The 25656-nt window shown below is 64.8% G+C and carries 23 protein-coding genes and 1 pseudogene; 12 read left to right on the top strand and 12 right to left on the bottom strand.

Annotation, left to right across the window (positions count from 1 at the left end; genetic code table 11):
• Positions 1–14: 14 nt before the first annotated feature.
• A complete protein-coding gene (locus ACFQU1_RS18180) occupies positions 15–590 on the bottom strand; it encodes an NADPH-dependent FMN reductase (protein WP_378135235.1) in 576 nt (191 codons plus the stop codon).
• 39 nt (positions 591–629) lie between these two features.
• Positions 630–1514 carry an NAD(P)-dependent oxidoreductase gene (locus ACFQU1_RS18175; protein WP_378135233.1) on the bottom strand — a complete coding sequence of 295 codons (885 nt, stop codon included), beginning with the start codon at positions 1512–1514 and terminating at the stop codon, positions 630–632.
• A gap of 217 nt (positions 1515–1731) precedes the next feature.
• Between ACFQU1_RS18175 and ACFQU1_RS18170 the strand changes: the two genes are divergently transcribed.
• Positions 1732–2649: a LysR family transcriptional regulator gene (locus ACFQU1_RS18170; RefSeq protein WP_378135231.1), complete on the top strand. Its 918-nt coding sequence runs from the start codon at positions 1732–1734 to the stop codon at positions 2647–2649.
• A 19-nt stretch (positions 2650–2668) separates the two neighbouring features.
• Here ACFQU1_RS18170 and ACFQU1_RS18165 read toward each other — a convergent pair whose 3' ends face one another.
• The 5 genes and pseudogenes from ACFQU1_RS18165 to ACFQU1_RS18145 form a co-directional block, all read right to left on the bottom strand.
• Entirely contained in the window at positions 2669–3568 is a 900-nt protein-coding gene (locus ACFQU1_RS18165; RefSeq protein WP_378135506.1) for a branched-chain amino acid ABC transporter permease, read from the bottom strand.
• A 123-nt stretch (positions 3569–3691) separates the two neighbouring features.
• Positions 3692–4585 (bottom strand): annotated as a pseudogene (locus tag ACFQU1_RS18160) (branched-chain amino acid ABC transporter permease); the annotation flags it as partial.
• 74 nt (positions 4586–4659) lie between these two features.
• On the bottom strand, positions 4660–5373 hold the full coding sequence (locus tag ACFQU1_RS18155; protein ID WP_378135229.1) for an ABC transporter ATP-binding protein: 714 nt from the start codon (positions 5371–5373) through the stop codon (positions 4660–4662).
• The gene (locus ACFQU1_RS18150; RefSeq protein WP_378135227.1) at positions 5366–6121 is read right to left on the bottom strand and encodes an ABC transporter ATP-binding protein; all 756 of its coding nucleotides are present in this window, start codon (positions 6119–6121) and stop codon (positions 5366–5368) included. Before ACFQU1_RS18150 ends, ACFQU1_RS18155 begins: the two co-directional genes overlap by 8 nt.
• A gap of 48 nt (positions 6122–6169) precedes the next feature.
• On the bottom strand, positions 6170–7225 hold the full coding sequence (locus tag ACFQU1_RS18145) for an LLM class flavin-dependent oxidoreductase (protein ID WP_378135225.1): 1056 nt from the start codon (positions 7223–7225) through the stop codon (positions 6170–6172).
• A 379-nt stretch (positions 7226–7604) separates the two neighbouring features.
• Here ACFQU1_RS18145 and ACFQU1_RS18140 point away from each other — a divergent pair, with 379 nt between their 5' ends.
• The 4 genes from ACFQU1_RS18140 to ACFQU1_RS18125 are packed head-to-tail and all read left to right on the top strand — an operon-like array spanning position 7605 to position 11923.
• On the top strand, positions 7605–8378 hold the full coding sequence (locus ACFQU1_RS18140) for an enoyl-CoA hydratase/isomerase family protein (RefSeq protein WP_378135223.1): 774 nt from the start codon (positions 7605–7607) through the stop codon (positions 8376–8378).
• Positions 8379–8417: 39 nt separating this feature from the next.
• On the top strand, positions 8418–9581 hold the full coding sequence (locus ACFQU1_RS18135; RefSeq protein ID WP_378135221.1) for an acyl-CoA dehydrogenase family protein: 1164 nt from the start codon (positions 8418–8420) through the stop codon (positions 9579–9581).
• Between the two features lie 46 nt (positions 9582–9627).
• On the top strand, positions 9628–10728 hold the full coding sequence (locus ACFQU1_RS18130) for an acyl-CoA dehydrogenase family protein (RefSeq protein ID WP_378135219.1): 1101 nt from the start codon (positions 9628–9630) through the stop codon (positions 10726–10728).
• A gap of 16 nt (positions 10729–10744) precedes the next feature.
• Positions 10745–11923 (top strand): CaiB/BaiF CoA transferase family protein, encoded by a 1179-nt coding sequence (locus ACFQU1_RS18125; protein ID WP_378135217.1) that lies wholly within the window; start codon positions 10745–10747, stop codon positions 11921–11923.
• A 9-nt stretch (positions 11924–11932) separates the two neighbouring features.
• Here the strand turns inward: ACFQU1_RS18125 and ACFQU1_RS18120 are convergent, their stop codons facing one another.
• Positions 11933–12493: a TetR/AcrR family transcriptional regulator gene (locus ACFQU1_RS18120; RefSeq protein WP_378135215.1), complete on the bottom strand. Its 561-nt coding sequence runs from the start codon at positions 12491–12493 to the stop codon at positions 11933–11935.
• A gap of 331 nt (positions 12494–12824) precedes the next feature.
• Here ACFQU1_RS18120 and ACFQU1_RS18115 point away from each other — a divergent pair, with 331 nt between their 5' ends.
• From ACFQU1_RS18115 to ACFQU1_RS18105, 3 genes are all read left to right on the top strand, one after another.
• On the top strand, positions 12825–14057 hold the full coding sequence (locus tag ACFQU1_RS18115) for an ABC transporter substrate-binding protein (protein ID WP_378135213.1): 1233 nt from the start codon (positions 12825–12827) through the stop codon (positions 14055–14057).
• Between the two features lie 101 nt (positions 14058–14158).
• A complete protein-coding gene (locus ACFQU1_RS18110) occupies positions 14159–15076 on the top strand; it encodes an amidohydrolase family protein (RefSeq protein ID WP_378135211.1) in 918 nt (305 codons plus the stop codon).
• 216 nt (positions 15077–15292) lie between these two features.
• Complete coding sequence (locus ACFQU1_RS18105; RefSeq protein ID WP_378135209.1) at positions 15293–15781, top strand: VOC family protein; 489 nt, start codon at positions 15293–15295, stop codon at positions 15779–15781.
• 63 nt (positions 15782–15844) lie between these two features.
• On the opposite strand, the gene ACFQU1_RS18100 is transcribed toward ACFQU1_RS18105, so the two are convergent.
• The 4 genes from ACFQU1_RS18100 to ACFQU1_RS18085 all read right to left on the bottom strand — a co-directional run bounded on the left by ACFQU1_RS18100 (position 15845) and on the right by ACFQU1_RS18085 (position 19754).
• On the bottom strand, positions 15845–17401 hold the full coding sequence (locus tag ACFQU1_RS18100; RefSeq protein ID WP_378135207.1) for a DHA2 family efflux MFS transporter permease subunit: 1557 nt from the start codon (positions 17399–17401) through the stop codon (positions 15845–15847).
• Positions 17394–18653 carry an efflux RND transporter periplasmic adaptor subunit gene (locus ACFQU1_RS18095; protein ID WP_378135205.1) on the bottom strand — a complete coding sequence of 420 codons (1260 nt, stop codon included), beginning with the start codon at positions 18651–18653 and terminating at the stop codon, positions 17394–17396. Before ACFQU1_RS18095 ends, ACFQU1_RS18100 begins: the two co-directional genes overlap by 8 nt.
• Positions 18646–19137, bottom strand: coding sequence for a MarR family winged helix-turn-helix transcriptional regulator (locus tag ACFQU1_RS18090; RefSeq protein ID WP_378135204.1), 492 nt, complete (start codon positions 19135–19137; stop codon positions 18646–18648). Before ACFQU1_RS18090 ends, ACFQU1_RS18095 begins: the two co-directional genes overlap by 8 nt.
• 158 nt (positions 19138–19295) lie before the next feature.
• Complete coding sequence (locus tag ACFQU1_RS18085) at positions 19296–19754, bottom strand: MarR family winged helix-turn-helix transcriptional regulator (protein ID WP_378135202.1); 459 nt, start codon at positions 19752–19754, stop codon at positions 19296–19298.
• Positions 19755–19826: 72 nt separating this feature from the next.
• On the opposite strand from ACFQU1_RS18085, the gene ACFQU1_RS18080 reads away from it, so the two are divergent.
• From ACFQU1_RS18080 to ACFQU1_RS18065, 4 genes are all read left to right on the top strand, one after another.
• Entirely contained in the window at positions 19827–21698 is a 1872-nt protein-coding gene (locus tag ACFQU1_RS18080) for a chloride channel protein (RefSeq protein ID WP_378135200.1), read from the top strand.
• Between the two features lie 135 nt (positions 21699–21833).
• On the top strand, positions 21834–22619 hold the full coding sequence (locus ACFQU1_RS18075; RefSeq protein WP_378135198.1) for a GntR family transcriptional regulator: 786 nt from the start codon (positions 21834–21836) through the stop codon (positions 22617–22619).
• Entirely contained in the window at positions 22616–24118 is a 1503-nt protein-coding gene (locus ACFQU1_RS18070; protein ID WP_378135196.1) for an ABC transporter substrate-binding protein, read from the top strand. The genes ACFQU1_RS18075 and ACFQU1_RS18070 overlap by 4 nt, the downstream gene beginning before the upstream one ends.
• A gap of 30 nt (positions 24119–24148) precedes the next feature.
• Entirely contained in the window at positions 24149–25648 is a 1500-nt protein-coding gene (locus tag ACFQU1_RS18065) for an ABC transporter substrate-binding protein (protein WP_378135194.1), read from the top strand.
• The last annotated feature ends 8 nt before the right edge of the window (positions 25649–25656 follow it).

Genomic DNA, 25656 nt, shown 5'->3' with positions numbered 1-25656 from the left:
TGCGCCGCGCGCGTTTAGGCGAGCGCGGGCTCCTCGGTCACACGACAGAGGGCCGCCAGCCGGTCGACGGCCGCGAGCGTAAAGCTCAGGGCCGCCTCGTCCACAAGGCGACCATCGCGAACCTTGTCGGCGACGCCGCCGATGACGACTTGCGGCCCTGACACGATGAGCGCCTGAACGGAGAGCAACGTCTCGTTCACCTGAGCATGCGCGCGGACGCCGCCGGTGAAAGCCGGCGAGGATGAGATGACGAGCACGGGCTTGTTCGTAAGCACCGACCGGCCAAAAGGCCGCGACGCCCAATCGAGCGCGTTCTTGAGGACGCCGGACGTGCCGTGGTTATATTCCGGCGTCGAGATGATCAGTCCATCGCAGCCGGCAATCGCGCTCCTGAAGGCGGTGACGACTTCGGGCGCCGCCGATCCGTCCACATCCTGGTCATAGAGCGGCAGATGCAGGTCTCGAATGCCGAGCATGGCTTCGCCCAGCCTCGCCTGCAGGCCACGTAGGACAGCGAGCGAATAAGCCTCGCGACGAATGCTGCCGGGCAGTCCGAGAAAGCGCAACTGTCCAGCGTTCAGATTTGACATCCCATCAGTCCTTCATCCTGGGGCAACGATGCGGCGACCTCAACGTCCCGGCTCGCCGGCATCGCGTGCCGCCAGCCCGCCGATCGCCGACCAGTCGAGCGCATCCCCGCCATTGGCGAGCAACGTGAGGAAACGGTCGCGCAGGAGGCTGGCGAGCGGCAGCGGCACGCGCAACGCGTCACCGGCCGCAAGCGCCAGCCGTATGTCCTTGAGACCGAGCGGTGCGGCAAATCCCGCGGGCTCGAAGGCCTCGTCCGCGATCAGGCCCCCATAGGTCTTGTAAACCGGAGCGTTGAAGAGCGTGGAGGTCAGGATCTCCAGATACTGGTGCCGGTCGACCCCGCCCTTGGCGACCAGCGCCATGGCCTCGCCGAGGGATTCGATGACGCTCGCAATCGGGAAATTGCCGCTCAGCTTGATGAGATTGGCGGCCTTCGGCGTCTCCGAGACGATGAAGGTCTTCTGGCCGATCGCATCGAGCAGCGGTTTGACGGCATCGACCGCCTCACCGGCACCGGCAGCGACAACGAAGAGCTCGCGGGCGGCAGCCGCCTGCGGCCGCCCGAAGACCGGTGCAGCCACGAAGCGCTGGCCGGCTGCTGCATGATCCGCCGCAAGCCGCTCCGAGAGAGCGATGCCGATGGTGCTGCAGGAGACATGGACCGCGCCTTCGGCGAGGCTCGCGAGCACGCCAGGCTCGCCATAAACGGTCTCTTCGAGCGCTTCGTCATTGGCGAGCATGGTGAGGACGGCCTCGCCGCGGCAGGCCTCGGCCATGGTGGCCACGACACGGGCGCCCTTGCCGGCGAGGGCCTCGGCCTTGGCGGGCGTGCGATTGTAGACGGTCACCTCGTGGCCGGCTTTCAAGAGGTTTTCCGCCATAGGAGCGCCCATGCGCCCGAGCCCGATGAAACCAACCTTCATGGCGACGTCCTTTCGTGAAGCGGGTGAAACGGCACCAAGAGGCTGCCGATGAGCAACTGTTCGGACCAGTCGCTTGGCTTGCCTTCCGGATCACGACCACGTGACGGCGCCGCGCGGGCTCACCTGTTCCGTGGAGACATGCGATCCCCAAACTCATCTTTCAAATGGAAAATCGAGATGATATTCATCGCCCTCACCGCTTATTGAGGGGGCGTCCGTGGAATTGAGGCAGCTGCAGCATTTCGTGGCGGTGGCCGAGGAGCAGCATTTCACGCGGGCTGCCCAGCGCGTCAATATTGTCCAGTCGGCGCTGTCGAGCTCGATCCGGGCCCTCGAGGAGGAGCTCGATGCCAAGCTCTTCGTGCGCAGCACGCGCCAGGTGCGGCTGACGGCGGCGGGATGTGTGTTCCTCGACAAGGCGCGGATCGCGCTCGAGGCGGTGCGCGACGCGCGCGATTCGGTCGCTGCCCTGCAAGGGCTGAAACGCGGCAGTCTCAGCATCGGCACGGTGCAGAGCTTGCCGGCCTTTCTTGATCTGCCGGCCCATCTCGCACGGTTCCACGCCGAATATCCGGAGGTCGAGGTTCGGCTCTGCCAGGGCAGCACGTCGCATCTCCTGGAGAAAGTTCAGACCGGTCGGCTCGATCTCGCCATTCTGCCCATGTGCGAGCCGTCCAACGGCATCACGACGCTGATGATCGCCTGCGAGGCGCTCGTTGTGATCTGTGCGCCCGCTCATCCCTTGGCAGGTCGGACGAACGTGCCGCTCGCGGCAGTGGCGGGCGAGCCCTTCGTCGATTTCGAGCGAGCCTGGGGCACGCGCCAACTGGTCGACCGCGGCTTTGCCGAAACGGGACTGCAACGGCACATCGCCTTCGAGGTCAGCGACCTCGATACGCTGATCGGACTGGTAGCCCGCGGCCTCGGCGTGGCCCTGGTGCCGGAAGCCGTCGCGGAAGCCCGGCGCTCCTGCGTCGGCATCGCCGAGCTCGCCGAACCGGAAATGTGCTGGGAGCTGGTCGTCGCCTATGTGTCGGCCGACAAGGGCCAGAGCGGTCCGGCGGATCCTGCTCCGCGCGCCTTCCTCAACCTCCTCGACGGCGCGATGCGCCCTTTGGAAGCCGCCGCCGAGTGAGTGAGCGGCGGATGCCGTCTCACGGGCGCGAGTGGACGGCGCTTCGGGTGCGGCTTCCGCCACCGAGGCGTTGGACGAGCGGCGCAGCCAGCCGGCCGAGGCGTTCGATCTCGCCCACGATGCCCTGGCGGAACGACAGCACGCAGATGATGAAGATCACGCCCTGGATCACCTTGATCCAGGCGCCATAGTCCTGGAGGTAGCTCTCCATGGCGATGATGGTGAAAGCGCCGACGACCGGGCCGAGGATCGTGCCGAGACCGCCAAGCAGCACCATCAGAATGACCTCGCCTGACATGGCGAAATGGACATCCGTGAGCGACGCGATGCCGAAGACCAGGACTTTCGTGCCGCCGCCGAGCCCCGCAAGCGCCCCGGCAAGCACGAAGCAGATCACCTTGAACATATTGCTGCGGTAGCCGAGCGAGACGGCGCGGCCCTCATTCTCCCGGATGGCCCGGAGCGCCTGGCCGAATGGCGAGGAGATGACGCGGCAGAAGAAGGCAAAGCCGATGATGAAGATGGCGAGCACCACATAATACAGCGTCATCTGATCGGAGAGGTCGATGAAGCCGAAGAGCTGGCCGCGCGGCACCGACTGAATGCCGTCCTCGCCGCCGGTGAATGGCGCCTGGACGGCAATGAAATAGAGCATCTGGGCGAGCGCGAGCGTCACCATCGCCAGATAGATTCCCTGCCGGCGGATCGCGATGACGCCGAAGATCGCCCCGAGCAGCGCGCCGGCCGCAACGCCGGCGAGAATGCCGAGCTCGGGCGAAAAGCCCCAAACCTTGATCGCATGGGCGGTGGCATAGGCGGCGCCGCCGAAGAAGGCTGTATGGCCGAAAGAGAGCAGACCGCCGTAACCGAGCACGAGATTGAATGAGCAGGCGAAGAGCGCAAAGCACAGCGCCTTCATCAGAAAGACCGGATAGAAGACAAAAGGCGCGACGATCGCCAGGAAAATCAGAGCGGTTGAAAGCAGCGGGCTGATGCGCGTATCGACGCCACCCCTCACGATCGACAGGGCCGCCGGGACGATGGCGGCGCGGCCGAAGAGCCCGGCAGGCCGGATCAGCAGGATGATCGCCATGGCCAGGAAAATCACCACCGAGGACGCCGGCGGATAGAAGGCCTTGGCGAGCCCTTCCACGAGCCCCAGGGCGAAGCCGCTGACGATGGAGCCCAGGATCGAGCCCATGCCGCCGATCACCACTACGGCGAAGACGATGATGATGACCTCCGATCCCATCAGCGGGCTCACCTGGTAGATCGGCGCGGCCATGACGCCGGCAAGCGCCGCGAGACCGACGCCGATGGCGTAAGTCACCGCCATAAGCATGGGCACATTCACGCCGAGCGCCTGGGTGAGCTTCGGATTCTCGGTCGCGGCGCGCATGTAGGAGCCGAGCTGCGTACGCTCGATGAAAAACCAGGTGGCGGCGCAGATGACGACCGAGGCGACGAGAACCCAGGCGCGGTAATTCGGCAGATACATGAAACCGAGATTGGTCGCGCCGGTGAGGGAGGAGGGCATCTGGTAGGGCTGGCCGAAGGTGCCGAAGATCTGGCGGAAGAGGCCCTCGATGATGAGGGTCAGCCCGAAGGTGAGCAGCAGGCTATAGGCGTGGTCGAGCTTGTAGGTCGGCCGGATCAGCGTTCGTTCGAGCAGAAGGCCCGCTGCGCCTACGATGAGGGGCGCAATGATCAAGGCCGGCCAATAGCCGATGCCGGCGTAATTCAGCAGCGCCCAGGCGCAGAAGGCGCCGACCATATATTGCGCTCCGTGCGCGAAATTGATGACGCCGAGAAGGCCGAAGATGATGGCGAGGCCGAGGCTGAGGAGCGCGTAGAACGAGCCGTTGATCAGGCCGATCAACAGCTGTGAATAAAGGGCCATTCCGGTCGGAATTGTGATGTTCAGCCAGTCGAACATGCCGGATATTTCCCTTCAGGCTCTGAGTTTCGCGTTGTCTTGACGCGAACGGGTGTCCATTTCGCTCGAAACGGTTAGACGCCGAGATAGTCGCGAAGCTTGGCTTCCTGGGCGGTGAGCTCCGCCCCCGGAATCATGTCGACGACGCGACCGCGCTCGACCACGTAGTGGCGATCGGCGACATGCGCGGCGAAATGAAAATTCTGCTCGACGAGAACGATGGTCAGCCCCGCCTTTTTCATGTCGGCGATCACCCGCCCGATCTGCTGGACGATGACAGGGGCCAGGCCTTCGGTCGGCTCGTCCAGAAGCAGGATGCGCGCCCCGGTTCTCAGGATGCGGCCGATGGCCAGCATCTGCTGCTCGCCGCCGGACAGCTTGTTGCCGGCGCTGTCGCGGCGCTCGGCCAGATTGGGGAACATCTCATAGATCCGCGCCAAGGAGATCGTTTCGGCGGCCACCGCCGGCGGCAGGACGAGATTTTCCGTGACGGTGAGGCTGCCGAATATGCCGCGCTCCTCGGGGCAGTAGCCTATTCCGGCGCGGGCGATCCGGTGCGGTGGATGGCCGAGAATATCCCTGCCGGAGAAGGTGATGCTGCCGGAGGCGCGCGGCATCAGGCCCATGATCGCCTTGAGCGTCGTCGTCTTACCGGCACCATTGCGGCCGAGCAGCGTGACGACTTCGCCTTCGGCGACATCGAAGTCGACGCCTTGCAGGACGTAAGACTCGTCGTACCAGGCCTCGAGATTGCGGACGCGCAGATAGGGGGCGGTGGTCTCAGGCATGGCCACCTCCGAGATAGGCTTCCTGAACGGCCGGCACGCGCGAGACTTCGGCATAGCTGCCTTCGGCGAGAATCTGGCCGCGGGTGAGCACCGTGATGCGGTCGGAGAGATCGGCAACGACGGAGAGATTATGCTCGACCATGAGAATGGTGCGATCGACCGATAGCCGGCGAATGAGATCCGCGACACGCTGGATATCCTCGCGGCTCAACCCCGCCATGGGCTCGTCCAGGAGAAGCAGGTTGGGCTCGAGCGCAATGGTGGTTGCGATCTCCAGTGCCCGTTTGCGGCCATAGGGCAACCGGACCGCAGGATCGTCGGCATAGGGGCTGAGATCGACCAGCTCCAACAGTTCGTCGACGCGGGCGTCGAGCCGCGCAAGCGACCGGCCGGATCGCCAGAAGGCGTAGGATTCGCCTGCCTTGTCCTGCAGCGCCAGGCGCACGTTCTCGCGCACGGTGAGCCGGGGAAAAACCGCCGAAATCTGGAACGACCTCACCATGCCAATGCGCGCCACTTCATAGGGGCGGCGCCGGGTGATGTCCTCGCCGTTATAGACGATGCGGCCGCTCGTCGGCTGCAGCGTCTTGGTGAGGAGGTTGAAGACGGTGGTCTTGCCCGCTCCGTTGGGGCCGATCAGCGCGTGGATGGAGCCCTTTGCCACGCTCAAGGTGAGGTCCTTCACGGCCGTGAAGCCGCCGAAGCGCTTGGTGAGGCCGTCGGTGGTCAGAATGGGCTCTGTGGGCATCGCGGGTCTCGTCCGATCGTCAGAGTGCAGGCCAGTCGCCGGCGCGCGTCACAGCTTCGCGAGAATGTCACGGTCGAAACGCCGAAGCAGGCCGAGCACATCCGTCTTGTCGTCGGCCGATGCCTGCGGCGTGAGAATGACATGGTCGAGGTCGGGCCGCCGCATCACCCGCGCGAGCCCTTCGCGCACCCCCTCGGGTGTGCCGGCAATCGCATAGCGGTTGACGATCCGGTCCGGCAGGATGCTCGCGTGGTCGGCATTGGCGCCGGCATGCTGAAAATCCTTGTAGGACCGCTGAACGGCGAGCACCGCCTCCCGCTCCGCCCCCTCGAACCAGTCGGCGTCGGTATTCATGATGGCGCCGGCGACCCGCACCCGGACCTGATCGCGGGCGCGCTCGGGATCGTCGTCGAGCCCCAGTGGAACCCAGCAGGCAACCTCGAGGCTTGCCAGATCGCGCCCGGCGGAGCTTGCACCTTCATCGAGCCATTGATGGGCGCGGTCGAGAAGGTCATCCGCAATGCCCTGGAGAAGGATGGCGCCATCGGCGATGCGCGCGACAAGCTGCGTCATCTTCGGCCCCGACGCGGCGCCGAAGATCGGCACCCGGGCGGGCTGCGCGAGCCAGGTCATGCGCGCCTCGAAACCGTTCGGAAAGCGCGCCGTCTCCTGCGCGAGCAGCTGGCGGACGGCCGCGACGAAGGCTTCGAACTCGGCCAACTTCGCGGCCGGCAGGCCGAGAGTACGCAGCGAGGAGAAGCCCGTGCCCATGCCCGACATCATGCGCCCGCCGGAAAGCTCGTCGAGGGCGGCGAGAGCGCTCGCCGTGACGGCGGGATGACGTGTGGCGGGCTGCGTCACGCCGGTGGCGAGCTTGATCCGCGATGTATTCACGGCCAGCGCGGCGAGCGTCACGAAGACGTCGCGGCATAAAAGCTGGGAATCGATCACCCAGATGCTGTCGAATCCGATATCCTCGGCGAGCTTCACCTGGGCGATGATATTGTCGAGCGGCTCGGTCGCCCAGACCGCAAGGCCGAGCTTCTTGGGAACCGTTGCTCCATCGGAGGTGCGCCGTCCGACTTCCGTGCCTGCTCCCGCCAAGCGATCCACTCCCCTGGGTTCTTATTGCGTCCCCGTGCCTCGTTCTCGACCGGCCGGATGGTTATTATTCTTGTCTCCGTGGAGCCGCCGCTCGTCAAGAGAAAACTTAGCCCCTGCGCCGTGCGGCCCGTGTGAGGCGGCCCGAATCACGGCGCCGCGTACGAATTGCGGTGGGTGGACTCCGCATCTGCAAAAGCCGGAGGTCATCGGCGCTGTTCATCTAGCCTGCCATAACAATGGCGCTTGCCAAGGTCGCCCGACTTGTTCATAGACCGGTTGTCCGGTAAATAAGTAAAAACACGATGGCCGAATGAGAAGCCCTGCGACCGCGCCGCCTTCGCAGGGCGGAGCCGCAGACAGGGAAGGAAATGGTGCTGCCATGAATTTCGAATGCCTGAAACTCGACGTCGACGGCCACATCGCGACCGTCACCCTCGACCGGCCGAAGGTGAATGCGCAGAACAGCCGCATGCGCGACGAGATCATCCAGGCATTCGATCTGATCAACGACATGGACGATGTCCGTGTGGTGATCTTGACCGGGGCGGGCAACTGCTTCTCGGCCGGCGCCGACATCACCGAGCGTGCCAGCATCGCCGCCGAGCCCGGCGGCTTCTGGCGGCACAATCGGCGCACCCGCGAGGCGCCCAATGCAATCCACGAATGTTTCAAGCCCGTCATCGCCGCGGTGAACGGGCCGGCGCTCGGTGCCGGTTTCCACGTCGTGGCCGCCTGCGACATCATCCTGGCCTCGGACAATGCCGTCTTCGCCATGCCGGAAATCAATGTGGGGCTGGCGGGCGGCGCCAGCATCCTCAATCGCATGTTCAGCCGCTCGCGGGGCCGGCGGATGTTCTTCACCGGCATGCGCTTGTCGGCTCAGGAGATGTACCGGCTCGGCGTCATCGAGGAGGTCGTGCCGGCTGACCGCTTGATGGAGGAGGCCCGTGCGCTCGCCGCCGAGATCGCCAGCAAGAGCCCGATTGCGCTGAAGCTCGCGAAGGAGGCCTACAATGTGGTGGAGGCCATGCCGGAGCGCGATGCCTATCGCTTCGAACAGAACATGACTTTCGCGCTCTCCAAGACGGAGGATTCGAAGGAAGCGCAGCGCGCCTTCCTCGAAAAGCGCAAGCCCGTCTTCAAGGGCCGCTGACGCGCCCCCGACCCGCGCATAGAACCGGAACGCGCCGCCATGGACATCGACTTCACACCCGAACAGCAGCGCTATCGGCGCGACTTCCGCCGCTGGCTCAATGAGAACCTGCCCGAGGACTGGGGCGGACCGGCCTATCTCGGGCCGGACGATGCGGACGAGAACGCCATGATGCAGGCAGCCTGGGAGCGCAAGCTCTATGCTGCCGGCTATCAGGGCGTTGCTTGGCCGAAAGCCTATGGCGGCCAGGGCCTCACCATGGTCGAGCAATTGATCGTCAGCGAGGAGCTCGGTCGCCGGGCGGCCCCTGAAGGCATCAATACCATCGGCAAGGAGCTTGTGGCGCCGATCATCCTCGCTGCCGGGACGGAGGCGCAGAAGAAGCACTATGTGCCGCGCATCCTCACCGTCGACGACATCTGGTGCCAGGGCTTTTCGGAGCCGGACGCCGGCTCCGATCTCGCGGGCGTGCGGACGCGTGCGGTCCGCGACGGCGATTCCTGGGTCCTCAACGGCCAGAAGGTCTGGACGAGCTTCGCGGTCCACGCCAATTGGTGCATCCTGCTCGCCCGCACCAATCCCGACGTGCCGAAGCATCGTGGCCTGACTCTCTTCCTGGTCGATATGAAGACGCCAGGGATCACCGTGCGGCCGCTGGTGCAAATTACCGGGCGTCAGGAATTCAACGAGGTCTTCTTCGATAATGCCCGGATCCCCGCCGACATGAATGTCGGGGCGGTCGATGACGGCTGGAACGTCGCGGTCAATCTCCTGGGCTATGAGCGGGCGACCGCGCGGCTTTATCGCCAGGCGCGTTTCATGAACGAGTTCGAGCAGCTCCTGCGCAAGATCAGCAGCCGGCCGGAGGTGGCGGTGAATGCCCATTACCGCCAGCAGATCGGCCGCTTTTATGCCGAGCTCGGCGTGCTCAGGCAACTCAACCTGAAAACCGTCAGCCGGATCGTCAATGGCGACGGCATCGGTTCCGATGCGAGCGTCGTCAAGCTGTTCTGGAGCGAGCTTCACCAGCGCATCGAAAGCTTCGCGATGGAGGTGCTCGGCGCGGATTATGTCGCCGATTCCGTCGGCATCGAGCGTTTCCGCTACAATTTCCTGCAGGCGCGTGCCGTCACCATCTATGCCGGCACCTCGCAGGTCCAGCGCAACATCATCGCGGAGCGTATGCTCGGCCTGCCGCGCTAATCATTTTCACGGCCATTGCTTGGCACGATCAGCACAGGACCGCACGATGCGTTTCGATTTCTCCGAAGAACAGCGGATGCTCGCGGACAGCGTCAGGCGGGCCCTTCAGGCCTTGCCGATCACATCGGTGCCGCCGGCCGGCACGGCCGACGATGTGGAACCCGGTTTCGAGGCGGCTGGCACGGCGCTGACTGAGCTCGGCCTGTTCGGGCTTCTGGTGCCTGAAGGGCAGGGCGGGCTTGGCCTCGGCCTCACGGAGGCGGCCGCCGTCGCCATGGAAGCGGGGCGCGCGGCCGTGCCGTTTCCAGTGATCGAATCGATTGCGGCGATGGGCATCGCGGCGCGGGCGCGCCCGGATATCTGCGAGGCGGTGCTTGCCGGCACGGCCGTCGTGACCGCCCCCAACCACGGCCGATTGGAGGCGTCGTCCGGCAGTCGCCCTTCGATCCACGGTCGCCTGAGCGTGCCTTTCGCCGAACGCGCGCGCTACCTCGTCGCTCCGGTCGCATCCAGCTCCGGACCACGGACCCTGCTGACGGAATTGAATGGTGAACGTGGCGTCAGAACGGACGGTATCGATCTCACCTATCCGATGAGCCGGGTCGAGCTCTCCCGCGACGTCTCGGCCAATGAGCTCGTCGCGGAGCGAACCGACCGCGTGCTCGGCATTCTCGCGACCGCCGAACTCGTCGGTGCGGCCGCCTACTGCCTGGAGCGCACCATCGGCTATATGAAGGAGCGCCAGCAGTTCGGCAAGGTGATCGGCTCCTTCCAGGCGCTCAAGCATATGGCCGCCGATTGCCAGGTGAGCCTCGAGGGCATGAAGGCGAGCGTCGAATATGCGGCCGCCTTGCATGATCGTGCGACGCAAAGCGGCGACCTGAACGGCGACGACGGTGAGGCGGAGACCGCCTTTCGCACGGCCAAGGCCTTCTGTTCGGAAGCCGGCCTCAATCTCGCCGAGCAATGCATCCAGCTGCACGGCGGCATCGCCTTCACCTGGGAATACGGCCTGCACCTCCATTTCCGCCGCATCACCCGGCTGGCGAACGCCCATGGCACGGCCTATGAGCATCGCGACGTGCTCGCCGGCATGGCGCTCGACCGCTCGCGAAGCTATGGCGGGCTGGCGGTGCCCGTCACTTGAGCGCCGGAGCACGACAATGACCGCGACTCCCGCCCATGCGCCCCCGCTGACCGGTCTGCGCGTTCTCGATTTCACGCGCGTTCTCTCCGGGCCCTATCTCACGCAGCTCCTGGCGGATCTCGGCGCGGAGGTCATCAAGATCGAAAGTCCGGCCGGTGACGACACGCGCGCCTATCTGCCGCCGGGCCGCGCCGGGCAGTCGTCCAATTTCATGGGCCTCAATCGCCTCAAGAAGAGTGTCGTGCTCGACCTGAAGACGGAACGGGACCGGGAGCGAGCCGTTGCGCTCGCCATGAAGAGCGATGTGCTGGTGGAGAACTTCCGGCCGGGCACCATGGGCCGGCTTGGTCTGGGTTACGGGGAGCTCGCGCAGAAGAACGAGCGGCTCATCTATTGCTCGATCTCGGGCTACGGCCATCAAGGTGCCTATGCGGCGGTTGCCGGCTATGATCCGATCGTGCAGGCAGAGACCGGCTTCATGTATTTCACGGGCGACGACTCGCAGCCGCCGACCCGTGCCGGCGGGTCGCTCATCGATGTGCTCGCCGGCACCCATGCCGGCATGGGCATTCTCGCCGCGATCCATGCGCGCCAAGGCACCGGGCGCGGGCAGTTCGTCGATGTACCCCTCTACAACACCGCGATCGCCGCGACGGCCTTCGTCTATCAAGGCGTGCTGCTCACCGGCGAGGACCCGCCGCGGCTGGGCAATACATCCTTTTTCATGTGCCCGAACGGCCTGTTCGACTGCAGCGACGGCCAGGTCATGATCAGCGCGGGTAATGATCGGCTGTTTCGGAAGCTGTGCCAGGTGCTGGAGGCCCCTGGCATGCGCGATGATCCCCGCTTTGCGAGCAACCGCAGCCGGCTCGAGAATGTCGATGCCTTGTCGCAGGCGATGAATGCGATTTTGCGCACCAAGCCGCGAGAGCACTGGGTGCCGCATATGCGCGCCGCCGGCGTTCCCGCCGGCCCCGTGCGCCGGCCGATCGAGGCGATCACCTCGGACGAGACACGCGAGGCCGGGCTGGTCTTCGACATCGACCACCCGACCGCGGGCCGTCTGCAAGCCGTCGGCCCCGCCTTCCGGCTTTCGGAGACGCCGATGGCGCCCATCGGGCCGGCGCCGCTTCTCGGCCAGCATACGGCGGAGGTGCTTGCGGAGATCCTCGGAGAGGAGGCCGGGCCGCCCTGAGGGCAGCGCTCAGCGCGCCTCAGTCCCGAGCCCCTCGATCAGGAGCTCAGCGAAATGGACCGCGATATCGGCTGCGCTCATCGGGCCGTTCGGCCTGTACCACCGCGGCATCCAATTGAGCAGCGACAGCGCGGCGCGCGAGGTCATGCTCGGCTCGAGCGAGCGGAATTCCCCGGAGGCGATGCCATCGGCGATGATCGCCCGAAGGATGCCCTCGTATCTGTCCCTGAGCTCGACCGCTTCCTGGCGCATGGCGCTGGAGCTGACGCCGGCAATGCCGAGCATGGTCGCATTGAATTCCCAATAATGCCTGTCGAAATATTCGGCATGCGCGCGAAAATACTGAACCAGCCGGGTTTTGGCGGAGGCCTTCGTGTCGATCGCGCCGTTCACATGCTCGTTCATCTTGCGCAATGTGTTCAGGAAGATCGCGTCGTAGATGTCCTGCTTGGTCTTGAAATAGTGATAGAGGGTGCCCTTCGAGACATTGGTGCTGTCGGAAATGTCCTGCATGGAACATTTCTCAAAACCGATCCGCCCCATGAGATGGGCCGCCGATTCGAGGATCATCTCCCTCCGGTTCTCGACCAGAGGCGGCCGGCCGACTCTCTTTCTCTCGGGCCGATTCATCCAGGCAACCTTTCATCAAACCAGATCAGCGCCCGCAGGCGCGACGAACGGATATCACAAATCGGACAAGCGATTGGACCGATTCGACCTCGGCGCACAATCCCGCTTTTCGTCGTGGCCTTTCCACACAGGCCGCTGAGGCCACAGCCGATCTCGCGGAGCTTGAAAACAAACCGTTCGGTCGGTAAATATAACCCGGCACCTCGGCTGTCCATGTGGTCTTCTCACGTTTGGCACGGTTCGGGACGCTCAAATAAAACGGGAGGAACGAATGCCATCTTTTGAAACAACGCGCCGCACAGTGCTGCTCGGGGCCGCAGCTTCCATCGCGCTGATCGGCCTCGGCGGCAGTCTGCACGCGCAGGATGGAGGCAAGCCGCTCAAGATCGGAATTATCGACGATCTGTCCGGTCCAAACTCCGGCAACAGCGGGCCGGGGACGGTCGAAGCGGCGAAGATGGCGATCGAGGATTTCGGCGGCAAGGTGCTCGGCCGTCCGATCGAGCTGCTTGTGGCGACCGACGAGAACAAGCCCGACATCGCGGTGGCCATCGCCCAGAAATGGTTCGATCAGGACGGCGTGCAGATGATCACCGGGCTTGCTGCGTCGAATTCGGCGCTCGCGGTGCAGAACATTACCAAGCAGGCGAATAAAATCAGCATCGTCTCGGCGGCGGCTTCGGCCGAACTGACCGGCAAGGGCTGCACGCCCAATAGTCTGCATTGGATGTTCGATACCTATGCCAGCGCGCTGGCGCTCGTCGACGGCATCATCCAGCAGGGTGGCAAGAAGTGGTTCTTCATCACGGTCGACGTGAATTTCGGCCGTGACATGCAGGCCCAGGCAACCTCCATCATCCAGCAGAAGGGCGGCGAGGTCGTCGGCTCCGTGGCGCATCCCCTCGGCAATCTCGATTTCTCCAGCGCCATCCTCTCGGCGCAGGCTTCGGGTGCCGATGTGATCGCGCTCGCCCAGGCGGGCGCCGATCTGGAAAATACGATCAAGGCAGCCCGCGAATTCGGCGTAACGCAGAATGGGCAGAAGCTCGCCGTCTTCTTCCTGCAGACGGCACAGGTGGAATCCATCGGCCAGCAGGCAACGCAAGGCCTCATCACGCCGACGCCATTCTTTCCGCGCCTCAACGAAGAGACGCTGGCCTGGACGAAGCGCTTCGTCAAACGCGTGCCCGGCGGGCGCGTGCCGACGGCCAACCAAGCCAATGCCTATGGGGCGGTCACCCACTATCTGAAGGCCGTCGCGGCGGCTGGCACCGACGAGACCCAGGCGGTGCTCAAGAAGATGCGCGAAATGCCCATCAACGACATGATGACGAAGAACGGCCAGGTTCGTGAGGATGGGCGGGTTCTGCGTGATCTCAATATCGTCCAAGTGAAGAAGCCGGAGCAATCCTCGGGCGACTACGATTATTTCGAAGTCCTGACCACGATCCCGAAGGAGCGTGCCTATCGTGGATTGAAGGAGGGCGGCTGCCCTCATGTGTAGAGGGTTCGGTTGCCGGCCAATTGGTCGTGCAGACGCCACGGGCGTCCGTGTCGCGGGAATCGGGCGCTGGTGACGCGCGCTGATCGGAATGGCAGAGGGTGATGCAGCAGGATCTCAGGCTTCTTCCGAAGATCGATGCCCACCACCATCTCTGGGACGTGGAGAGCGACCGCTATCCCTGGCTCGTTTCGGGCGATCCCGTCCAGCGGGTCTATGGGAGCTCGGCCGCGCTCCGCGTCAACTACCGCCTCGACGATTATCTGCGCGACGCACGCCATCAGACGATCGTCAAGTCGGTGCATGTGCAGACGGGTTGGAACCCCGCCGACCCCGTCGGCGAAACGCGGCATCTGCAGGCGATCGCCGATTCAAATCCGGGCGGGTTCCCGCATGCGATCGTCGGCGCTGCCGATCTCCACAGGCCGGATGTCGAGGACGTGCTCGCGGCGCATTGCCGCTATCCCAACATGCGCGGCATCCGCGTCTCCCTCAACTGGCACGACAATCCGGTCTATCGCTGGGCGGATCGGCCCGACTATCTGCGCGACGATCAGTTCCGCCGCGGTTTCCGCCTGCTGGCACGTTACGGGCTCTCCTTCGAGTGCCAGATCTATCCGAGCCAGATGGGGGATGCGGCCGCGCTCGCCGATCTGAGCCTCGAGACCCCATTCGCCATCCTTCATGCCGGCATGCCGGTGGAGCGCGATCCGGAGGGCTTGCAGCTCTGGCGGGCTGGCCTCGCCACGCTGGCGGAACGGCCGAATGTAGCGATCAAGTTCTGTGGACTCAGCATGCTGATCCACGATTGGACGCCGGAGGTCATGCGCGATTACGCACGTGAGATCGTCGATATCTTCGGTCCGAACAGAATAATGGTCGCAAGCAACTTCCCGGTCGATCGACTGAAGGGGAGTTTCGACGCTTATTACGACGCTTACGCCTATGCCTTCGGCGACCATGGGCGGGAGGAGCAGAGCGCCCTCTTTCACGACAACGCGGCGCGCTTCTACCGGATCTGAGACTTTGATCCTGGCACGCCATCCTCGTGCTAGGCTGCGTCACGGCCGATGATCGGTTACCGACCTTCGCCGACCGCACCCACTGCCCGCAAAAAATCTGCAGATTGTCTGTCGGCTTGGCGTCTTTGCGATCGTCCTCGGACGGACCCGGCCGCGTGGCTTTGGTCGGTTGCCGGATCTGGCGACCCGTTCCACCGATCAGGAGAGGATGAGCCCATGCTGAAGTCGAAGATCGCCCCTTGTCTCTGGTTCGACGGCGAGGCCGAGGAGGCTGCCAATTTCTACGTCTCGCTGTTCCCGGACTCGCGCATCGACCATGTGCAACGCAATGTAGTGGATAGCCCCGGCGGCAAGAATGGTACCGTCCTCGTGGTTGCCTTTACGCTGGCCGGCCAGCGCTTTCTGGCGCTCAACGGCGGCACGCGGTTCGAATACACCCATGCCATCTCCTTCGAGGTGGATTGCGACGATCAGGCCGAGGTCGACCGGCTCTGGAACAGGCTCTCGGACGGCGGTGCGATCGAGCAATGCGGCTGGCTGAGAGATCGCTACGGTGTCTCCTGGCAGATCGTGCCGCGCGTGCTCCTGGAGATGCTGGCCGACCGCGATCCCGCCAAGGCGCAGCGCGTCATGCAGGCGATGCTGAGGATGGTGAAGCTCGATATTGCCGGCCTCAAGGCGGCCCATCACGGCGCCATGGGCTGAGCCAGCCAGCCGCCGCGGCGGCATAGGCCGCCCGGCGAGGCATGCATCAGTCGGCAGCCCCAGCTATTCCATGACCATCGCGTGGTCGTCGCCGCCCTTGGCCTCCTGGCGCGGCGAGCGCAGCAGAATGATCAGCGGCATCGCCGCTAGGCAGAGCAGCATCAGCAGCTTGAAGTCGTCGATATAGCTGATGATCGTCGCCTGCCGCGTGATGACCGCGTCGAGCGCCGCGCGCCCGGCCGCTGTCAGCGGATTCCAGTGCTCGTGGATCGCCGGCGTCTCGAAAATGCGATTATACGGCGTCACGTGATTGGCGATCTCCGCATGGTTCACCTGCACATTGCGGGTGAGGAGGTAGGCAACGAAGGAAATGCCGACGCTCGAGCCGATATTGCGTGAGAGATTATAGAGGCCGGTACCATCACCGCGGTCCTCCGCCGGCAGGGTCGCGAAGGTGACGGTGGTCAAGGGCACGAAGAGGAAGCCGAGGCCCCCGCCCTGGATGAAGCCGGTCACCATGATCGTCGTCTGCGAGACGTCGGGCGTCCAGCCGGACATGTCGTACATCGCCCAGGCGCTGATCGCGAAGCCGATGAAGAGCAGGATGCGCGTGTCGACCTTGCCGATGAGCCGCCCGACGATGAACATGCAGACCATCGTGCCGAGGCCGCGCGGGCCCATGACGATGCCGGCCGTGACCACGGGATAGCCCATCAGCGTCTGCAGATAAGGCGTCATCAGCGCCATCGAGGCGAGATAGGAAATGCCGACGATGAAGATGAAGATGATCCCAACCGCGAAGTTCCGGTCGAGAAACAGCCGCGGCTTGATGAAACTATTCTGGCCCTTCGCCGTGAAGGTGTGGACGAGAAGAATATAGAAGGCTGCCGCGGCAATTGTCGCCTCCACGATGATTTCGAGCGACGAGAACCAGTCGAGCTGCGCGCCGCGGTCAAGGAAGAGCTGCAGCGCAGCGATGGCAATGCTGAGGCTGCCGAAGCCGAGCCAGTCGAGCTTGGCCGCAGCGCTCGACTTCGTCTCCGATAGAAAGATCGAGACGCCCGCAAAGGCCAATAGGCCGAGCGGCAGGTTGATATAGAACACCCAGCGCCAGGAAATGTTTTCCGTCAGCCACCCGCCGATGACCGGGCCGAGCACCGGCCCCACCATGACGGAGACGCCGAACAGTGCCATGGCGGAGCCCCGCTCTTCGGGCGTGTAGATGTCGAGGAGGATGGATTGTGACAATGGCACCAGCGCTGCGCCGAAGAAGCCCTGGAGCAGGCGGAAGCCGACGATCTGCGGCAGCGACTGCGCCGCTCCGCACAGCATGGACGCCACGACGAAACCGGCGATCGCCACGAGCAGCACGCGCTTGCGGCCGAAACGGGCGGCGAGAAAGCCGGACGGCGGCGTCATGATCGCAGCCGCGACGATATAGGAGGTCAGAACCCAGTTGATCTGGTCGGCGCTCGCCGAGACGCTGCCCTGGATATAGGGCAACGCGACATTGGCGATCGTGGTGTCGAGCGCCTGCATGATCACGGCCAGGATCACGCAGGCGGTGATGGCGCCACGGTTGGCGATCGGGGTCGCCGCCGCGGCCGAGGCGCTAGCCATTGCCAGCCTCGGTCCGACCGAAGAGGTCGGTCACGAAGGTCGGCAGTCCACGGGCGTGGCCGGTGTCGACGCCGAGCACCACGCTCATGCCCGCCCGCAGCTGGGGCTTATCCGGAGGCGTCTCGATCTTCACGCGCATGGCGATGCGCTGCACCACCTTGACCCAGTTGCCGCTGGTATTTTCCGCCGGCAGAAGCGAGAAGCTCGAAGCCGAAGCCGGGCTGATGCTCTCGATGGTGCCGGTCCACGCCTCACCGGGATAGGTATCGACGCTCACCGTCGCGTGTTGGCCGGGCTTGACCCAGGTGAGCTCGGTCTCCTTCGGATTGGCCTCTACCCAGACATGATCCGTCGAGACCAGGCTGAAGGCATTCGTCGCCTCGGCGAGATACTGCCCCTTCTGCAGCGACGGCACATTGGTGACGATGCCATCCATGGGCGCCTTCACCACCGTGTGGGCGAGCTGGCGTGCGGCCTCGTCGCGGGTCGCCACCGCATCCTTGTAGCGCGGGTGGTCTTCGACCGGAGCGTTGGGATCGCCATTGAGGTTTGCGGCGATGCCGGCAAGTTGATTCTGGAGCAGATCGAGCTTCAACCGCGCCGTGTCGAGGTCGTGCTTGGCCTGATCATAGCTTGCCTGCGAGGAGACCGATTTGGCGGCGAGCTCCTGCTGGCGCTTGAAGACTGTCTGGTAGTAGGCAATGTCGGTCTTCGCCTGGGCGATCTGGCTTTGCATCGCCGCATAGCTCGCCTTCAAGGCTTCGAGATCGTTCTTGACGAGACCGATCTGCGCATTGGCGCGATCGAGCGCGAGGCGAAAAGGCAGATCATCCAGCTTGAACAGAACGTCGCCGGCCTTCACCCGCTGATTGTCGCGTACGTCGACTTCACTGACGATACCGGCGACATCGGTGGAAATACCGACGATATCCGCCTGCACATAGGCGTTCTCGGTGGACATGATCTGCCCGCCGGTGACGTAGAGATAGCCGCCCGCTACCAGGATGACCGGCAGCAGCAGGAAGAGAACGAGGCGAAGGCGGCTGCGCTTCGGCGCAGGCTGGCCGGCAGCCGGCTGTGTCTCCCGCCGCGCCTCTTGCTCAGGCTTCGGTTGTTGAGCTGGCTCTTGAGCCGGATCTTGCGCCGGCCGCTTGGCCTCGCCACGCGCCTGCAACTGCTCGGCGGCATCGCTCGCAGTCGCCGGCTCGACAGGGGGCCGGGCCGATCTGGGATTTACTGTCCTGTCATCCATGGTTTTCACGCCTTTGCACCGGGCGTTCGTTCAGGGCCCGCGCAAGATTGCCCTTCAGTCGTCCAAGAAGCTTAAGAAGCGTCGCGCGATCTCGTTCCGAGAGGTCCTCGAAGGCCTCCTCGCGGACCAGTGCGGCGGTCTCGTGCATCTCGTCGAGCCTCGGTCCCGCCTGCGGCGTCAGAAAGAGCAGCCAGATCCGCCGGTCGGTGGCGTGCGGCCGCCGCTCGACGAGCCCCAGAGCTTCGAGCTTGTCGACCATGCGCGCGAGCGTGATCGGCTCCACCTCCAGCAGCTCGGCGAGACCCGCCTGGTGGGTCCCCTCGTTCTTCTCGAGATAAGCGAGCACCTGCCATTGCGAGCGCGTGAGGCCCCTGTCACGGGTGTGCTGCTCGAACCGTTTGCGCAACAGCCGCGCCACGTCGTGCAGCAGGAAGCCGAGCGAAGGCGGAGGCGTCCTGGCGGGATCATTGAGCTTGCTGTTCATAAGCACGCATATAATAGCATCTGCATGGAAGGTGCAGTGACAGCTTGTCGCGATTCCATGCACAAGGAGCCGACGTGGCTTGCCCCCGCTGCATATCGCCGCTGCGAGGTCGGCACGGCCACGGTGGGATGTGAGGCGAAAAAGCTGGTCCGGCTTTTCTAGTCGTCGGCCTTGGGCTCATCCCGCAGGCCGGCGAGGATGGCGGACAGAGCGGGGCCGATGGACTTGAGTTCGTCGAGATGAGCGCTCGACAAGGCTCGCAGGCGTTGCTCGCCCTCCTTCGTGAGCGAGACCAGGACCCGCCGGCCATCCGCAGGATCGGCGCCACGGCGCACGAGACCGGCACGCTCGAGCCTGTCCACGAGCTCGACCGCCGTATGCTGCTTGACGAGCAGGCGCTCGGCGAGGGCACCGACCGCAAGCCCTTCCTCGCCGGCCACTCCCTTGATCGTCAGCAGCGCCTGATGCTGCTGCGAGGTGATGCCCGCCTCGGCCGCGGCCCTCTCGCTGAAGGCCAGGAACCGGCGGATCGCGTAGCGGAACTCCGCCAGCGCCGCATAGTCCACCGCCCCCCGGCTGGAGCGCGAGCGACGCGATGCCGCTTCCTTGCGCGTCATCGGACTGTTTCCCTCTGCCTATATATATCGTAACACGACATATATCACCCACCCTGGAACAAAGCTGCCCTTATGTTTGCCCGCATGTTCGCCCCTGCCAAGGCGCGCGAGATCACCAACTCGCGCGAGATCGCCAACCCCATCCCCACGATGAAGCTCGGTGACTTTACGACGGATCGCCGCGTTCTCCTGCTCATGGCGATCGCTGTCGTCGTCGGCTCGCTGGCCACCGGCACCGCTTGGCTTCTTCTCAAGCTCATCACCCTGTGCACCAATCTCGCCTATTATGGACGGCTCTCGCTCGAGGCCCTGCCCATCGGCGGCTCACCCTTCGGCTGGTATGCCGTCCTGGTGCCGGTCGTCGGGTGCCTGATCATCGGATTGATGGCACGCTACGGCTCGGAGAAAATCCGCGGCCACGGCATTCCCGAAGCGATCGAGGCGATCCTCATCGGCAAGAGCCGCATCAGCGCCAAGGTCGCGGTCCTGAAGCCCCTTTCCTCGGCCATTTCGATCGGCACGGGCGGCCCCTTCGGCGCGGAAGGACCGATCATCATGACCGGCGGCGCCGTTGGCTCACTGCTCGCCCAGCTCATCGACCTGAGCTCGACCGAACGCAAGGCCCTGCTCGTCGCCGGCGCCGCGGCCGGCATGACGGCGATCTTCGGCACGCCGCTTGCCGCCGTGCTGCTCTCGGTCGAGCTGTTGCTGTTCGAATGGAAGCCGCGCAGTTTCCTGCCGGTCGTCGTTGCCGCGGCGGTCGCTGCTGCCGAACGCACGCTCATCCTCGATCCGGCGCCGCTCTTCGCCTATGCCGGCGCGATGGCGCCCTCGCTCACGGGCATGCTCGCCTGGGCGATCGTCGGGCTCGGCGCCGGGCTTGGATCCGGCCTGCTCACCGCCATGGTCTATGGCTCGGAAGATGCCTTCGAGAAGCTTCCGATCCACTGGATGTGGTGGCCGCTCCTGGGCGGCCTCGTCATCGGCATCGGCGGCCTCATCGACCCCGCCGCCCTCGGCGTCGGTTATGACAATATCCGCCATCTGCTCGCCGGCGACCTCGCCTTCCGCGCCGTCCTCATGCTCCTCGTCGTGAAATCCATCATCTGGGCGGTCGCGCTCGGCTCGGGCACCTCGGGCGGCGTCTTGGCGCCGCTGCTCATCTTCGGCGGCGCGCTCGGCGCGCTGGCAGCCCCCTGGCTGCCGCAGGCCGATCCCGGCTTCTGGGCGCTGCTCGGAATGGCGGCGATGATGGGCGGCACCATGCGCGCGCCGCTCACCGCAACGCTCTTCGCCATCGAGCTCACCGGCGACCAGCATGCGACCCTGCCCTTGCTGGTTGCCTGCGGCACCGCCTATGCCACGACCGTGCTCCTGCTGAAGCGCTCGATCTTGACCGAGAAAATCGCCCGGCGCGGCCTGCATATCACGCGCGAATATCACACCGATCCTTTCGATCAGGCCATGGTGAAGGATGTGATGGTCGGGAATGTCGACGTGGTGCCGTCCTCTTGGACCGTCGGTCAGGCGATCGACCATTTCATGGCAACGGACCGCCGCCACAAGAGCTATCCCGTCGTCACACCCGACCGCTTCGTGGTCGGCATGATCTCGCGCGCCGACATCCTCGCTTGGCTCGGCGAAGGCGGAAACGTGCCACGGGAAAGCCCCATCATCGAGCGCCTCGGCCCGCAGGACCTTCTCCTTGGCCAGCCGAATGGCCTGGTCGGGCATCTCGCGGATCGCATGGCCGAGGCTGGCGTCGGCCGCGTCCCCATCGTGGATGAGAACAGTAGACTGGTGGGCCTCGTCGCGCGCAAGGATCTCCTCAAGGCGCGCGCCCGGCGTCTTGCCGAGGAACGCGACCGCGCCGTGCATCTCAGATTGCGCAAGGGCCCCAAGCGTGGCGGGGAAAAATCGGCAACCACAACAGAGCGGGCGTGACGCTGGACGGGTCGCTGTCAGACAAGCCCGCTGGCCGGGTGGTCCACGACGGCAGGCCAGGCATTTGGGGGCCATATTGACATGCCGATGACGAGCGTGTGACATCTCACATCTCTTTCGTGAGATGTCAGCCTTATGCTCGATACGTCCTCGCCCCTCGCACAGTCGCTCCTTCCCGCCGGCGAGGCCAAGAATGCCTTCGCCCTCAAACGCCTTCGCCGTGCGATCATCGCCTGCGAGTTGCGGCCGGGTGCCGCGGTCAGCGAGCGCGAGATCGCCGAGCGCTATGGCCTCGGCCGGGCCGCGACCCGGGTGGCACTGACACTGCTGTCGGCGGAGGGTTTCGTCCTGCCGAAGGCCCGCCACGGCTGGCGCGTGCTGCCGATCTCGGGCGCCCTGGTGGGCGACGTGCTTGCCGCGCGCCGGACGGTCGAGCCTAGCCTTGCGACGATCGTGCTGAGCGACACGGAAGCGGCTACGCTTCGCGGAAGTGTCAATCTGGTGGCTGCACTCCGCCAGCGCGGCGATCAGCAGTCGGTCACGACGGCGCGCGTCACCGACCGGCAAATCGTGGATCATCTCGCCGCCTGCGCCGGCGGCTTCGTCGCGCGCTGGCTCGGCCAGCTCTGGAACCACGTCGAGCGCATCGCCGCCTTCTTCGACAACGAGGACCTGCGTTTCCCGGCTGCGGACCGTGAGCAGCTCGTCGCGGCGCTGGCGGGTCGTGATGCCGCACTGGCACGTGCCGAAATCGAACGCGAGATCGATCGCTTCCAGGCCTTCGCGACGGACCGTCTTCTGCGCGATCCGGCGATTCTCGCGGCACGGCCGGAGAGCGGCCGTCGCGCACGGGCGCGCAAGCCTCAAAGCCAAAACCATGAGCGCGACAGCGCCATTCAGCAGGGGAACAAGTCGCAATGAACAAGAGAGTGAAGGCGTTCGCCGGCGCGGCTCTGGCCTTGGCGCTGTTTGCTTCGGGACCGGCACTCGCCGACAAGAACCGCTTCGTCGTCGATCTCGTCAACGAGCCGTCGTCGCTCGACCCGCAGATGCAGTGGAACCCGGACAGCTATTACGTCTATCGCAATATCTTCGACAATCTCGTCACCCGCGACGATGCCGGCAAGATCGTCCCGCAGGTCGCGACATCCTGGAAATATCTGTCCGATACGGAAGTCGAGTTTAAGATACGGGACGACATCACCTTCCACGACGGTCAGAAGCTGACGGCCGACGATGTCGTCTTCAGCGTCAAGCGCATCACCGATCCGAAGTTCGCGAGCCCCCAGCTCGGCCAGTTCAATAAGATCGTCGAGGCGGCCGCCGTCGATCCGACGACCGTCAGACTGAAGACCGACGGGCCCTATCCGGCGCTGCTCGCCCAGCTCGTGAAGCTCTCGATCGTGCCGAAGCACGTGGTGGAGGCGGTGGGAAAGGATGCCTTCAACCTGAAGCCCATCGGCAGCGGTCCCTATAAATTCGACAGCTGGCAGCGCGGTGCACAGGTCACCCTCCAGCGTAACGACGCCTATTGGGGCAAGAAGGGGCCGTTCCCGACGGCGGTGTTCCGCATCGTCTCCGATGCCGCCACGCGCCTTGCCGACGCGCAGGCGGGCACGGCCGATCTCGTCGTCGGGCTCGACAACGACCTCGCGAGCCAGCTCGACCGCTCCGACAAGGCCAAGCAGCTCTTCGGCCTCACGGAGCGGCTCGCCTATCTGCGCCTCAATCCCACCAAGCCTCCCTTCGACGATATCCGCGTGCGCGAGGCGATCGCCCAGGCGGTCGACAAGGAGGGGATCATCGCCGGCATCCTCGGCGGGCATGGGAAGGCGATCGGCCAGATGCTGACGCCGGTCCATTTCGGCTGGATCGACGACATCAAGGGCCTGCCCTACGATCCGGAAAAGGCCAAGGCGCTCGTCAAGGAGGCGGGGGCCGCCGCGCAGAAGCCGATCGCCCTGACCACCGCCCCCTTCTTCGACCAGCGCGTCGTGCAGGCGGTTCAGCAGATGCTCACCGAAGCCGGGCTGAAGGTGGAGATCAACCTCGTCGACACCGGCACCTTCCTGGCGCTCACCCAGAAGGGGCCGAAAGACTCGCCCCTCTTCGCCGTCAGCCGCTCCTCTTGCGCCTGCCAGGACGCGGACGGCGCGCTCTTCCAGCTGTTCCACTCGGGCGATGCCTGGACCATCGTCGAGAGCAAGGATCTCGACGGCTGGCTCGAGGACGGACGCGCTACCCTCGACGAGAAGCGTCGCCTCGACGACTACCGCAAGGTGAGCGAGTGGATCGCCAAAGAAGTCCCGGTGGTGCCGCTCTACCAGACGGTCGCGATCTATGGCGCGGCCAAGCCGCTGCAGTGGCAGCCGACGCCGAACGAGAGCCTGTTTCTCAACCGGATGACCTGGTCGAACTGACCCCCGCGCATGTGATCAAGGAGGGGAAGCATGAAAAACGTGAAGGCATGGGCGGCCGTGGCATTCGCGCTCGCCCTCGGCTGCAGTCCCGCGCTCGCCGACAAGAACCGCTTCGTCGTCGATCTCGTCAGCGAGCCGTCGTCGCTCGACCCGCAGGTGCAGTGGAATCCAGACAGCTACTACGTCTATCGCAATATCTTCGATAATCTCGTCACGCGTGACGACGCTGGAAAAATCGTCCCGCAGGTCGCCACATCCTGGAAATATCTCTCCGATACCGAAATCGAATTCAAGCTGCGCGACGACATCACCTTTCATGACGGCCAGAAGCTGACGGCGGATGATGTCGTCTTCAGCGTGAAGCGCATCACCGACCCGAAATTCGGCAGTCCGCAACTCGGCCAGTTCAACAAGATCATCGAGGCAACGGCCGTCGATCCGACCACCGTCAGGCTGAAGACCGGCGGGCCCTATCCGGCGCTGCTCGCCCAGCTCGTGAAGCTCTCGATCGTGCCGAAGCACGTGGTGGAGGCGGTCGGCAAGGATGCCTTCAACCTGAAGCCCATCGGCAGCGGCCCTTATAGATTCGACAGCTGGCAGCGCGGCGTGCAGGTCACGCTGCAACGCAACGACGCCTATTGGGGGCCGAAAGGCGCCTTTCCGACGGCCGTGTTCCGGGCCGTGCCGGATGCCGCGACGCGCCTTGCCGACCTGCAAGCAGGCACGGCGGATCTCGCCGTGACCCTCGACAGCGATCTTGCCGCCCAGCTGAAGGGCTCGCCCAAGGCGCAGGTGCTCTCCGTGCTCACTGAGCGGGTTGCCTATCTCAGGCTCAATCCGTCGCGTGCGCCCTTCAAGGAGCTCAAGCTGCGCCAGGCCGTGGCGCATGCCATCGACAAGCAGGGTCTCGTCGACGGCATTCTCGGCGGCTACGACAAGCCGGTGGACGAACTGTCGACGCCTGTCGTCTTCGGCTGGGTCGACGGCATCAAGGGGCTGCCCTACGACCCGGAGAAGGCGAAGGCGCTCGTCACGGAAGCCGGCTCCGCCGCCGATACCGAGATCGTGCTGGCCACCGCGCCCGTCTTCGATCAGCGCATCGTCCAGGCCGTGCAGCAGATGCTCACCGACGTCGGCCTCAAGGTGAAGATCGAGATGAGCGACATGGCGAATTATTTGAAGCGAACCCAAAGCTCGCCGGACATCGCGCCCGACATGAACTACGGCCGCTGGTCCTGCGCCTGCCAGGATGAGGACGGCATCGCCTTTCCGTTGCTCCACTCGTCGAGCTCCTGGTCGACCTACCGCAATCCGGAGGTGGACAAGCTCCTCGTGGAGGCGCGCTCGACCTTGGACGAGAAGAAGCGCCTGGCGCTCTACAAGCAAGTGCACGAGATCGTCGCGACCGACGTTCCCGTGGTGCCGCTCTACCAGAGCGCCATTCTCTATGGCGCGACGAAGCAGCTCAAATGGGCGCCGACCGCCAATGAAAGCATGTTCCTGAACCGCATGGGCTGGCAGGATCAGTGAGACAATCT

Origin of the sequence: Chelatococcus sp. GCM10030263, assembly GCF_042666455.1 — a bacterium.
GTDB lineage: Bacteria > Pseudomonadota > Alphaproteobacteria > Rhizobiales > Beijerinckiaceae > Chelatococcus.
Note: the sequence above shows the minus strand (reverse complement) of the source record. Positions and strands in the feature narration are given on the sequence as shown.